This window comes from Viridibacillus arenosi (assembly GCF_001955655.1).
Classification (GTDB): Bacteria; Bacillota; Bacilli; order Bacillales_A; family Planococcaceae; genus Viridibacillus; species Viridibacillus arenosi.
In genome coordinates this window covers 1-11,966 of the sequence record NZ_MSPW01000002.1, presented here as the reverse complement: position 1 = coordinate 11,966, position 11,966 = coordinate 1, and the positions used below count along the sequence as shown (strand labels likewise).

Genomic DNA, 11,966 nt, shown 5'->3' with positions numbered 1-11,966 from the left:
AATAAAAATTAAACCATCTATGATATTAATCATCATAGATGGTTTAATTAATTTCAATCTTGAGTTTATTCTTTGTTTAATAATTCTTTTAATTTTCTTCGCAATAACTTATTTGAACCATTACGAGGTAATTCACTAACGATATAAATTTGATGTGGTACTTTATAATTGGCTAAATGTCCCCTGCAAAACGCGAGCAATTCATCTACATTTACTCTTTCTTTTAAAACAACAAATGCATTTGGTACTTGCCCCCATTTTTCATTCTCTACTCCACATACACCAGCTTCACGCACAGCATCATGTGAGACGAGCACATTTTCAATCTCCGCAGGATATATATTCTCACCACCAGAAATGATTAAATCTGAACGGCGATCAACGACATACAAATAACCCTCATCGTCTAAATAACCAATATCTCCTGAGTGTAACCAGCCATTTTCCTGAGAAGACTTATCTGAAAATCTGCCTATATATCCAGGTGTTACATGAGGACCACGAATTAAAATCTCACCTTGATCAAAAGCTTTCTCTGCACCATCGATACGGATTTGATTGAAAAAGAGTGCTTTACCCGCAGATCCTAATTTACGCAATGCATCTGTACTTGATAAAGTTGCTGTTTGTGAAGATGTTTCTGTCATTCCGTATGTTTGGGAAACATTAAGCCCAAGTTGTTCCGCCCTCTTCAAATAATCGATTGGAACCGGCCCGCCTCCTGCAAGCATTGTTAAAAACTTTGGAGAAACTTTAGCATTTCTAGCTTCCAACTCCGATATAATTCTTTCTAAAGTGACAGAAACAACAGACATTCTTGTTACAGTACCTGCTAATAATTCGTTTACTATTTCTTTAACACTAAATTTAGGATAGAGTTTAATTTCGACACCATGCAATAATGATTTAGCTAGCATGGAAAATCCACTAATATGAAATAATGGCATTGTACAAAGCCAACAATCATCTTCTACTAAACCCATATTATAAACGGAGGAAGTAGCACTTGAAACGTGATTCCCTACCGTTTGACGAACTCCTTTTGGATATCCAGTTGTACCCGATGTATACATGATTGTCATCGTTTGATCATCATCCCACTCGTTTGCAAGAATGAATCCCTCTTCATGACTTGTATAAATTTCATTAAAAGTCAATGATGGCACTTTATTTACTGGCAATTTCCCCACTAGTAAGTCCTCTACTAAAATAAAATCAACTGCCGCATCATCAATTTGATAAGCTAGTTCTTTGTCTGTTAATCGTAAATTTAATAGTACCATTTCACATTGCAAATGCATACAAGCATACATCATCCAAATAATATCGGGATGGGATGGTGCATAAATAGCTACCCTTGATCGCGGCTTTACGCCATTTGCAGTTAACTTTTTCGCTAAAATATGTGCTTTATCATTCGCTTCTTTAAACGTCCACTGTTCTTCTTCAAAGCTAAGTGCAATCCGCTCAGGTGTTAATAGGCTACGTTGTAAAAGCCAGTTTGGTATCATTTTTTCACCCCCTGGTTGTATATGTTGATAAAAAAAGCTGCCCTTGGAGGACAGCTTAAAATGACAACTTTTTTGAGCTGTCTTTTGTTGACGATTACTTGAAGTATTTATTTTGCATATCCAGCACTTACGGGAAACGTGGGAACTGCCCAAAGTCTGGTTCGCGTTTTTCTTTGAATGCGTCGCGACCTTCTTTTGCTTCATCTGTTGTGTAGTAAAGTAAAGTTGCATCTCCAGCGAATTGTTGAAGACCTGCTAAACCATCTGTGTCTGCGTTGAATGACGCTTTTAAGAAGCGTAATGCAGTAGGTGATTTAGAAAGCATTTCTTCACACCATTGAACAGTTTCGTCTTCTAATCTTTCTAGAGGAACAACTGTATTTACTAAGCCCATATCCAATGCTTCTTGTGCATCGTATTGACGGCATAGGTACCAAATTTCACGCGCTTTTTTATGGCCAACGATACGTGCTAAATAACCTGCACCGTAACCAGCGTCAAATGAACCTACTTTAGGTCCAGTTTGTCCGAAGCGAGCGTTTTCTGCTGCGATTGTTAAATCACAAACGATGTGTAACACATGTCCGCCACCAATTGCGTAACCAGCAACCATTGCTACTACAGGTTTTGGCGTGATACGGATTAAATGTTGTAAGTCTAATACGTTTAAACGAGGAATGTTGTCATCTCCAACATAGCCACCGTTTCCACGAACTTTTTGGTCTCCACCTGCGCAGAATGCTTGATCGCCTTCCCCAGTTAAAATAATTACACCGATATTTGCATTATCACGTGCACGTGTAAATGCGTCGATTAATTCTGAAGTTGTTTTTGGTCGGAATGCATTGCGCACTTCCGGACGATTAATTGTAATTTTCGCGATACCATTATAAGATTCATACTTAATATCTTCGTATGTACGCTCTGTTACCCATTGACGAGTCATATATATAATCCTCCTACTTGAAATTTTTAATTTTGTTCCTCTATTATTGTAGCAAAAGTTTTAGGATTTTCCACATGAATTGCATGTCCAGCTTTTGATACGACTACATGCTTACAATTTTGGAATAAATTCTTCATATCGACAGCTTTTTGATAAAACTTTTTATCTAACTCCCCTGTTACTAAAACAACTGGCTTAGTAAAGCTTGTCAGCTCATCCCAATATGAATTTTGTTGTCCTGTACCTATGCCTCTTAAACTATTTGCTAAACCTCTTTCATTTTGCAATAAGCGGTCTGCACGAATTTCCTCTTGAATTTCTTGAGGTAAGTTTTTTTGCGATTCAAATAAGGGTATGTTCTCCCAATAATCCACAAATGCTTGTATACCCTCTTTTTCAAGACGCTCTGCAAGAATATTATCAGCTTTTACTCTGACAGTCCGTTCTTCAATCGTTTGCAAACCTGGTGAAGCACTTTCCAAAATAAGTTGCTCTATTGTTTCAGGGTATTGCAAAGCATAAGCTAATGCAATGCGCCCCCCCATAGAATAACCTACTAACGTGAATTTATTGATACCACGTTGTGCCAACAATCCATGTAAGACTGAAACTTGCTTCTCCATAGAATAATGCTCTACGTTTTTCGGGCTATCTGTGTAGCCATGACCAATCAAATCAATTGCAATGATACGTACTTGATCGCTCATTGAACTTATTACTTTATCCCAGGTTGTAGAGCTACCAGTAAACCCATGTAATAATACAACGGTTTTTTTGACACGTGGATTAATAATTTCATAATGCAAGTTTAAGCCGTTTACTGTCATCATTACGCTTGCCATTTCGCATCTAACTCCTCACCAATCGCTTTCCATAATTTACGATGTGTCTCAACATTTACTTGACGATTCGTAAATACTTCAATCAAGCGTAGCGGTTTTTGTTTTGATGTTTGTAACACTTCTACAAATGCCTCTTTTGTTTCTACAGCCTGATATTCTGCTCCATACATTACTGCGATTTCTTTAAAGTTAAGTCCTGATGGCGTTCCGAATAATTCTTCATAATGTGCTTCTTCTGTAGCTTGTGCTAAATATGAGAAAATACCACCGCCATCATTATTCATCACAATGATTGTCATATTACACTCTTGATATCGTGTCGTGATTAACCCATTCACATCATGTAGGAACGCTAAATCACCAATCAATAAATACGTTTCACGCTGTCTTGCAAGTTGCACACCAAAAGCAGTAGATACAACACCGTCAATGCCATTTGCACCGCGATTCGCAAAAATCTTCACATCTTTTGCCGTTTTGTTGAAAAATGTATCTACATCCCTGATTGGCATACTACTACTAGAAAATAAATCACTTGCTTCAGGTAAATTTGTAAAGAGCGTCGCTGCCATTGCACCCTCATCAGATTGCTCTTGTAAATACTGCTCAATATGTTTTGTTGCAATACCATTTGCAGCAATCCAATTAGATCTATAAATAGCATCGATTGTTGACTCAACAGTGACATTCTCTAACCAGTCACTGACACTTGCATGTACGTGATGTGTTGCAATTGCTAAAGAATCACGGAACATCGGATCTTCATCTATTACTATAAACGTATTAGGTTTAACCAAGGTTAAAAATAATGAAAGAGGTTTAGATACTAACTGTGCGCCAAAGCGAATAACAGTATCAGGTGCCATCGAATTTTTAAAAGCCTCGTTTTTCAAAATAGCATCATACTGATCAATGATATAATCCATACAATCTTCGGGAATATTCGAACGTAAATGAGATAGGCTCTCCACAAGAACTGGCCATTTCACCTTTCGAATAAAATCCCAAACAGCTTTTAATTCCGTTCCTGGATTCATCTCACCAAAGATTAATAATCCTTTTTCAGCTTTGTTAATTGCTATTTCTAATGTATTAAATGCTTTTTTCGAAGGACGTAATTCAGCTCCGTAACTTTCCACAAAGGTCCCACCTGGTAACGTTTCTTGGAAATTGATCAGTAGTGGTTCACGGAACGGTACATTAATTTGTACAGGGCCAGCAGGTGCAGTCGTCGCAATCGACATCGCACGTGCTATATGACGTTCGATAAATGACATTGTCCCTGTTGATGTATCTGGTAGTGGAAAGTCCACTGACCATTTTACATGCGTACCGTATAAATTCACTTGAGCGATTGCTTGTGGTGCTCCGACTTCACGTAATTCATGTGGACGATCCGCCGTTAATATGATCAATGGTACACGCGCATAGCTCGCTTCTACGATTGCAGGGAAGTAATTCGCTGCCGCTGTTCCTGATGTACAAACTAGTACAACCGGTCGCACACTTGCCTTTGCAATACCTAATGCCAAAAATGCTGCAGAACGCTCATCTACTTGACGGTATAAATTAAATTCCTTTGAAGAAGCAAAAGCATAAGCAAGTGGAGTTGAGCGTGAGCCTGGACTCACAACTACATCTCGTGCACCTGCTTTATATAATGACGCAACGAGCTTATAAACATAGCTCGTTAAAGTCTCTTTCTCACTCATGTAATTGTCCTCCTAAAGCTCGTAACATCGGACGGAATTTCACTAAAGTTTCATCGTATTCACTGCTTGGTTGTGAATCAGCCACTATGCCACCACCAGCATATAAAAATGCTTGATCTTTAGCTAAAAGAGCCGAACGAATAGCTACAGCAAATTCCCCGTTACCTTGAGCATCTAGCCACCCAATTGGAGCTGCATAGAGACCGCGATTCATTGGTTCATATTCTCGTATTACTTCCATTGCCTTCATACGAGGTACGCCCCCTAAAGCCGGTGTTGGGTGCAATGTTTTTACTAATTGTAAAACAGTCGCTCCTTCTTTCAATGGACCTTCAACTGGTGTAAACAAATGTTGTATATCTCTAATTTTCAGCAACTGTGGCGCGTTTGGAATTTGATAGCTTGCACAGTTTTCTTTAAATGTCTGTAAGATCATATCCACCACATATTGATGCTCGGAAAGGTTCTTCGTATCATTTAATAAGCTTTGTCCTAGCAAGTCATCTTCTTCAGCCGTTTTCCCACGTTTGATAGAACCCGCAATACACGAAGAGTAAGCATATTTATCGGAAACCTTTACTAAACGCTCAGGTGATGCTCCAAAAAACAATTTACCTTGCTCTTCTAGGCCAAATAAATAGCTTTCTGGCTGCTCCATCATTACTTGTGATAACACATTCGGAGATGTTACTTGTTCTTCAAATTGCAAAGCGAGCGATCGTGCAATAACAACTTTGTCCGCTTCTTTCTGACGTATTAAAGACGTGACCTTGCTGATTGATTCCAAGTATTCTTCTTTATAAGGTTCATAACTGCTCTTTATTTGAGGTTTAGCATAGGTTTTTAATGCCTTTACTTGCGCTGTATGAATTAATTCATCACATTCTTTGCGTAAAGCATTAAGTGCTTCTGTCGTATTCTCTTCTTCAGTGATCAAATGAATACTCACATAAGCTTGATCATTCTTTATCACAAGTTGATATGTTGCAACAGCAAAAAAAGCTTCAGGGAAACCTGTCCATTCACCTGACATTTCATTTTCCGTATCAAATGTAAATCCACCAAACAAAATTGGTTGTATATCATTTTCATCATTCACAACATTTTGCGTTATCTTTTTCCATTGTTGTTCAACGTCATCAAATCTATGTTCTTTTGCATCGCTTGTAATTGTATGAGCATGACCCAAACCTGCAAGCGTAAATGTTTTTTCACGATTTTGCCAAAAAAATCGTTGTCCAGCAAATGATTGCTCACCTGCTTCAAAAAAAGCGAGCGCTGACAATCGACTTACTTCTATTGTTTCTGTATGAAAATATAATGTCGATTGCTCCGTTTCAATTCGGTCGCCGGTTGTTGCTGACAACTTCCGATTCATGAAAATTCCCTCCGTCAACGGATCCCACCAATTAATGGAATCCACTCGTACATACTTAAATATCCTATACTATCATACATCTTTATTGGCAATTCGGCACTTCATTTGCAAAGTTCACTCGCAATTTCTATGTATTCCCGCTAGTAATTTACTAAAAAATTCTAATACAGCTAAAATATAAACGTCATGATAGATTATGTCATGACATTTTGTCTAACAACATATATTCTACTTATGAACAACCTTATTTGAATAAGAACTGAAATCGATCGTAATAAAAGTTTTAAAAATACTAGAAGAGAGTCCTGAAAAGGGGTTATCACTACGAGAAAAAAGTCTGATGCTAAGCAAATAAAGTCAGCATTTATGAAAGTAAAACGAAACCTATTGAAAAAGCCACATATCATTGTAAGCTTTGCAATTGCTTTCTTTTTCCTTTTTATAAGTAATACCACCATTTCAGTTGTAATGGCTAGTAATGGAAAGAAGTTAGCACCGATTCGATTAGATATTGGTGGGAATTCTGTGGCTCGGGAAGTTTTTGATACTTTAAACCGCGCAGACTATGAAATTATGAGTGTCGGATTAATACCATATCCTTATACCATAACTATTTCTCTCCATCTAACCAATGAAGAATTGGAAAAAGAAAAACCAATAGTGACAAAGAAAGTTGAAGAAATTTTGGCAGCCCGCTATATTGACGATTATAAAATCAAAATCGAGAAATTCGAAAATGTTCCGCCTAATGAGTTGCCATCTAAAAGTGAAGAAATCCATAAAGAAATGCTGAACCTCTTCCCTATCATTTCAAAAACCATGAAAAAATTCGGATATGATACACCGCCTAGCATAGCATATAACGATATAAAATCTGGAATCCTCATTATAGAATTACCTAATACTGAAAAAAGAAAAAAGACTATAAAGCAAGCTGTGGAAAAGGCTTTAAAGAAGGAAAAGTTTAAAATAAAAAAAGTTGAATTTAAACTGTATAACAAATCGAAAAGACTTCAAGATTATAGATGGAGTCCAATTATTAGCACTATTTCAGATAATCTTATTGGGAAAAGTGATTACATGCTGAAAGGTATAAGTTATCAAATAAAGAATGGAAAAACCTATATTTCTTTAAACACGGAGTTAGACAAGTCTAAGTCCGAAAATGTCACTTATTTAAAAGAGACTTTCAAGAAATTTTTCACATTAGAATCCACTAAAACCCAGATAAAGAAAGATGCTTACGAATTAATCATTTACGGCAAAAGTAAGCAAGTACTAGTGAAAATAACAAAGAATTAACTTCACTGCAAAAAAACGTTATGACAACCTACGTCATGACGTTTTTTTATACTTAAATTTATATTTTTTTCACATAAGATAAGAAGTTATTACTCGCGATACCTTTCACTTCATCCTCAGTAAAATGGTCTTGCAATTTCTCTAACAAATTTTGAGTTTGAGATGCATTCTGTAAATTCTCAACAAACTGGTGAATGCCGTCAAAATCTGATCCTAACCCTAAATTCTCTACACCCACTACATTTGCTAAATGCATAAAATGTTGAATCAATACCTGCATTGTAGCAGATTCAGTATGATTGACAATAAACTCTGGATAATAAACTAGATGAATATGACCACCATGTTCTACAAGAGCCTTTGCCTGCTCATCCGTTAAATTACGAGGATGGTCACATAATGCACGTGCATTCGAGTGACTAGCAATAATATGTTTAGCTATCGGTAGTACATCCCAAAATCCTTGCATGTTTAAATGTGATACATCTATGAGTATGTCACGTTCATTTAATAATGCCACAACCTCTTTTGCAAAATCTTTCAAACCTAAATTAGGGTCATTTTGTGCACCATAGGCAACAGCATTCTCATTATTCCAAGTGAGGCCAACTAGTTTCACTCCTGCATCTAATATAGCCTGTAATTTGAATAGATCGGCTCCGATGGCATCACAACCTTCTAATGTTAAAACCGCACCAATTTCACCTTCTTGTAGCGTTTCTAGTTGATGCCAATCTGTAATATGTACGATCTCCGGATTTGGAGCAAGCACTTGTGTTTGGAATAATTCAATTTGGCGGAGTGCCTCTAAATATTTTCTTCCTTGAGGTATATCTTCATCTACGAAAATCGCAAAAAATTGTACCTTCACTTTTCCTTGCTTTAAGCGTTCTAAATTTGCTTGTAATTGTGGTGCATTTCTAAAATTAAGTGGTTCTTCGGCTATGGACAATTTCCATAACACATCACAATGCAAATCGATAATATTCATATGTTGTACCCCCATTAGCTATCTTACTGCACATATTATACATGGTTACGTTGTTTCAGCATAATATCGCTTGTTTGATTTTTGAAATACTTGTGTGCACAATATGACCGATAGTAGCACTGCTATTGCCGAAAATCCTACAGCCACCATTTGTAAAGAAAACCATTCAGCTAGAGCACCGATAATAAAAGTAAATGAAATTTGTATTATACTTAAGAACATTGCTGTTACACTACCAAACCGCCCCATAATTTCTGTTGGCACATTTTTTTGATAGAAAGTATCATATCCTGAGTTGGAGAATGACATAAAGAACCCTAAAAAGATAAATGCTGCAGTTGCTGTCCAAAACCCTACAGAGCTGTAAAATAATAAATAGCCAACTGTGGTCATCAACATACCTACGGCAAAGTATATTTGTAATGATATTTTTTTCACAAACATTGCTGATATTGATGCCCCAATAATTGAGCCTATCCCCGTAATGCTAACGATTACTCCATACATTTGATTAGATAATCCTAAGTTTTGCTTAATAAATGTCACCTCTTGTGAATCTAGAGAAAAAGCAATCATTAAAGCAACTTGGAATAATAAATATACTTTTATAAAATAATGATCTTGTTTTATATATGACTTAACAACTTGCCAATCTACTAACATCATTTTTAAAGAAATTGGTTCACGCTTTAATATTGTTTCATCTTCGATATTTGGTAACAGGTAAATACAAATCGCACAACAAAAGAATGTAACTGCGTTAATCACGACACATATCGTTGTACCTACTGTTGCAATTAGTATACCCGCAAGCGCTGGGCCGATTAAAAACGAACCTGAATTCATCATACTCATAATTGAATTAAATCGTCGTCGATCGGTTTCCTTTACAAATTTCGTAATATAAAAAGTAGAGCTGGGCCCAAAAAAAGAACCTGCCATATTTGCAACAAAGATTATGGTATAAATAATCCAAATCGATCCCATAAAAGGTACAAGTAGCACAAGTAAACCTCTTATCACATCAGAAATTATCATTAATCTTCTCTTATTCTGCCTATCAATTATGGAGCCGGCAAAGAAATTTGTTAGTAACTTTGCAACAGGACCTACAATATAAATACCTGCAACTGCTGCTGCTGATTTGGTCATATCAAGAACCAAGACATTCAACGCGATTATGTAAATCCAATTCCCAAAAAACGAAACGCCAATTCCACTAAGTAATAAAGAATATCTTTTCCACATCCCAATTTTCACCCCTTATTTGTCAATCGATTGATGAAATTGTATTTCCCCCTTCTACATACAATAAAATCTATATATTTCCATTTTACAATTATGTAAATTTAATATGTATATAAATTTCTGAAGATTCCATAAAATATCTTTCTAATTTCACATAGTTGTCATTAATATTGAGCACAACAAAAATGGAACTGTATCCCCACAGTCCCATTTTTACTTTATTCTATTTGATCGCTAGGTGAATCTGAGGAACCGTATGCTTCTACTTCTAGAAAACTGTCCTCATTATCAACAATCGATCTTTCATCCTGTATAGGTCTCTCTGTTGATGCATTTAATAGTTCCTCCTCAACAGGTCTGTCAGTAGGTACCTTATTTTCTGGTACATGTTCAACACATGTCAGTGCTGTTGGAATAGCCTCTAATCGACCAAATGGAATGTCTTCTCCACATTCACTACATTTTCCATAAGAACCATCATCAATAGCTCGCAACGCAGCCTCAAGTTTTTCAATTTCTTGTTCATTATGCTCGCCTATCGCCATTTCTGTTACTTGATCTGTTAAATCAGTTGCTTGATCTGCAGGATGGTTGTCATAATTGGATAACTCTGTTGAGTCTGGGGGCTCATGTGTATATTTTCTTCCCTGCAACACAAATAATTCTTGTATCATTTGATTTTTTAAATTTTGATATTTTGTGTTCGTCATTTTATTCCTCCATTAATATAACCTATTTTTATTATTTCCTATATTTTTTAAATCAAACATAAAAAAGAGTACTGCTTTTTGCAGTACTCTAAATATCCATTCCAGTATAGATTAATATAGCATCTCTTAAAAGTTGTGCTGTACCATTTTGCTCTTTATCATAATAGCTCGTGAAACGTTCATCTGCTATATACATTTCTGCAAGTCCTGCATGTGCTTCTTTACTATACTTTGGCCAATAATACATTAACCATCGCTTATGTGCTTCGGCAGCACGCTGAGCAACATCACTATCAGCTTGACCAGTTTCCATTGCTTGCTTTAATAATCTCTTCACGTCTTGCTCTAATGCTTGCACTTCTTCATATTGCTGCTCAGTCATTTGTTGCACTTTATTATTGGAAGCATCAACTGTAGTATCTCCGTAATTTTGACGTATCTCTTGACCATATTGTTTTTCATTATCTAAAATCATTTTTTCCTTTAAACCTTCAAACTTTTCTTCATTCGACATTTGAATTCCTCCATTCATAGCACTGATCGTTTTAGTTACCGTTGTTATCATGACATCTAATTGGTGGCGTTTCTCCATTAATGCCTTATAATGCTCCATTAAGGCATTCTTATAGTCAAAATTCTCGACTGTTATGATTTCTTTAATGACTTCTAACTTAAAGCCTAATTCACGATAAAATAATATTTGCTGTAACAAATCAATCTCTTCTTGCCCATAAATACGATAACCTGAAGAATTTACACGTGCAGGTTTTAACAAGCCTAGATCATCATAATAACGCAATGTTCTTGAACTAACTCCTGACAGCTGAACAAGTTTTTGAATTGTCATTTCCATCTTCTTTCACCTCCATGTTTCTACTATATAGTTTGACGTAACGTTAAGGTCAACAGTATTTAAAATAAAAAATCTAAGTATCGGCAATCAGCCTTTACTTAGTATGTTACTTTCATTATCTGCAAAAATAGCTTTAACTCATTAAAAAAATGCCTTTTCAATTTACTTTCCAAACGCAAAAAAAACATTAGAATCAAATATGATTCTAATGGTTTTTAAAGTATGACCCCTACGGGATTCGAACCCGTGTTACCGCCGTGAAAGGGCGGTGTCTTAACCGCTTGACCAAGGGGCCTATATGGCGGAGAAGGAGGGATTTGAACCCTCGCGCCGCTTACGCGACCTACACCCTTAGCAGGGGCGCCTCTTCAGCCACTTGAGTACTTCCCCATATATGGCTCCGAAGGTAGGACTCGAACCTACGACCGTCCGGTTAACAGCCGGATGCTCTACCACTGAGCTACTTCGGAAAA

General features: G+C 36.5%; 10 protein-coding genes and 3 tRNA genes. 1 reads left to right on the top strand and 12 read right to left on the bottom strand.

Annotation, left to right across the window (positions count from 1 at the left end; all coding sequences use genetic code 11):
* Nucleotides 1–65: 65 nt before the first annotated feature.
* From BK137_RS03965 to BK137_RS03945, 5 genes are all read right to left on the bottom strand, one after another.
* Nucleotides 66–1,511 carry an o-succinylbenzoate--CoA ligase gene (locus BK137_RS03965; protein WP_038188160.1) on the bottom strand — a complete coding sequence of 482 codons (1,446 nt, stop codon included), beginning with the start codon at nt 1,509–1,511 and terminating at the stop codon, nt 66–68.
* A 127-nt stretch (nt 1,512–1,638) separates the two neighbouring features.
* Complete coding sequence (menB, locus tag BK137_RS03960; protein ID WP_038188163.1) at nt 1,639–2,457, bottom strand: 1,4-dihydroxy-2-naphthoyl-CoA synthase; 819 nt, start codon at nt 2,455–2,457, stop codon at nt 1,639–1,641.
* 26 nt (nt 2,458–2,483) lie between these two features.
* Nucleotides 2,484–3,299 carry a 2-succinyl-6-hydroxy-2,4-cyclohexadiene-1-carboxylate synthase gene (gene menH, locus BK137_RS03955; protein ID WP_179078243.1) on the bottom strand — a complete coding sequence of 272 codons (816 nt, stop codon included), beginning with the start codon at nt 3,297–3,299 and terminating at the stop codon, nt 2,484–2,486.
* On the bottom strand, nt 3,287–5,011 hold the full coding sequence (gene menD / locus BK137_RS03950; protein ID WP_038188164.1) for a 2-succinyl-5-enolpyruvyl-6-hydroxy-3-cyclohexene-1-carboxylic-acid synthase: 1,725 nt from the start codon (nt 5,009–5,011) through the stop codon (nt 3,287–3,289). Before menD ends, menH begins: the two co-directional genes overlap by 13 nt.
* Nucleotides 5,004–6,389 (bottom strand): isochorismate synthase, encoded by a 1,386-nt coding sequence (locus tag BK137_RS03945; protein ID WP_038188166.1) that lies wholly within the window; start codon nt 6,387–6,389, stop codon nt 5,004–5,006. Before BK137_RS03945 ends, menD begins: the two co-directional genes overlap by 8 nt.
* A 366-nt stretch (nt 6,390–6,755) precedes the next feature.
* Between BK137_RS03945 and BK137_RS03940 the strand changes: the two genes are divergently transcribed.
* Nucleotides 6,756–7,691: a hypothetical protein gene (locus BK137_RS03940; protein WP_038188168.1), complete on the top strand. Its 936-nt coding sequence runs from the start codon at nt 6,756–6,758 to the stop codon at nt 7,689–7,691.
* A gap of 58 nt (nt 7,692–7,749) precedes the next feature.
* Here BK137_RS03940 and BK137_RS03935 read toward each other — a convergent pair whose 3' ends face one another.
* The 7 genes from BK137_RS03935 to BK137_RS03905 form a co-directional block, all read right to left on the bottom strand.
* On the bottom strand, nt 7,750–8,682 hold the full coding sequence (locus tag BK137_RS03935) for a dipeptidase (protein WP_038188170.1): 933 nt from the start codon (nt 8,680–8,682) through the stop codon (nt 7,750–7,752).
* A 45-nt stretch (nt 8,683–8,727) separates the two neighbouring features.
* Complete coding sequence (locus tag BK137_RS03930; protein WP_038188171.1) at nt 8,728–9,930, bottom strand: MFS transporter; 1,203 nt, start codon at nt 9,928–9,930, stop codon at nt 8,728–8,730.
* A gap of 218 nt (nt 9,931–10,148) precedes the next feature.
* Nucleotides 10,149–10,640: a TraR/DksA C4-type zinc finger protein gene (locus tag BK137_RS03925; RefSeq protein WP_051448792.1), complete on the bottom strand. Its 492-nt coding sequence runs from the start codon at nt 10,638–10,640 to the stop codon at nt 10,149–10,151.
* Nucleotides 10,641–10,728: 88 nt separating this feature from the next.
* Nucleotides 10,729–11,493 (bottom strand): MerR family transcriptional regulator, encoded by a 765-nt coding sequence (locus BK137_RS03920; protein ID WP_038188174.1) that lies wholly within the window; start codon nt 11,491–11,493, stop codon nt 10,729–10,731.
* Between the two features lie 223 nt (nt 11,494–11,716).
* A tRNA-Glu gene (locus tag BK137_RS03915) sits at nt 11,717–11,788 on the bottom strand.
* A gap of 4 nt (nt 11,789–11,792) precedes the next feature.
* Nucleotides 11,793–11,883 (bottom strand) — tRNA-Ser (locus BK137_RS03910).
* A 5-nt stretch (nt 11,884–11,888) separates the two neighbouring features.
* A tRNA-Asn gene (locus BK137_RS03905) sits at nt 11,889–11,963 on the bottom strand.
* Between the last annotated feature and the right edge of the window lie 3 nt (nt 11,964–11,966).